The 702-nt window shown below is 69.5% G+C and carries 1 protein-coding gene; it reads left to right on the forward strand.

Annotated elements, in window-relative coordinates; translation table 11 throughout:
- Positions 1-702, forward strand: a 702-nt coding sequence (locus ABD369_RS40805) for an FtsW/RodA/SpoVE family cell cycle protein (RefSeq protein WP_344641690.1), incomplete at both ends; no start/stop codon positions are given.

Genomic DNA, 702 nt, shown 5'->3' on the forward strand with positions numbered 1-702 from the left:
GGCCCGGTGCTCGCCATCTGGGTGGTCAGCCTGCTGGTGCTGATCTTCGAGCGCGACCTCGGCACCTCGCTGATCTTCTTCGGCATCTTCGTCGTGATGCTCTACGTGGCCACCGAGCGGACCAGCTGGGTGGTCCTCGGCCTGCTGATGGCCGTCGGCGGCGCCGCCGTCGTCGGCACGATCGAACCGCACGTGCACGGCCGCGTGGAAGCCTGGCTGCACCCCCTGGACATCTACAAGCCCGTCCACAACCCGGCCCTGATCTCCGACCAGCCCGCCCAGGCCATGTTCAGCTTCGGCACCGGACACCTGCTGGGCACCGGCCTCGGCCAGGGCCGGCCGTACCTGATCGGCTTCGCCGGACGCAGCGACTTCATCTTCACCACCATCGGCGAGGAACTCGGACTCGCCGGAGTCACCGCCTTCCTGCTCATCTACACCCTCTTCGTCCAGCGCGGACTGCGGACCGCCGTCGCACTGACCGACCCCTTCGGCAAGCTGCTCGCCACCGGCCTCTCGGCGGCCGTGGCGCTCCAGGTCTTCGTGGTGGTCGGCGGCGTGACCGGCCTGGTCCCGCTGACCGGTAAGGCGCTTCCGTTCCTCGCCTCCGGCGGCTCGTCGCTGACCGCCAACTGGCTGCTGACCGCCGTGCTGATCAAACTCTCCGACGCGGCCGGACGAGCCGAGCTGGAGCCGAACCCG

Origin of the sequence: Kitasatospora cystarginea (assembly GCF_039533515.1) — a bacterium.
GTDB classification, from domain to species: domain Bacteria; phylum Actinomycetota; class Actinomycetes; order Streptomycetales; family Streptomycetaceae; genus Kitasatospora; species Kitasatospora cystarginea.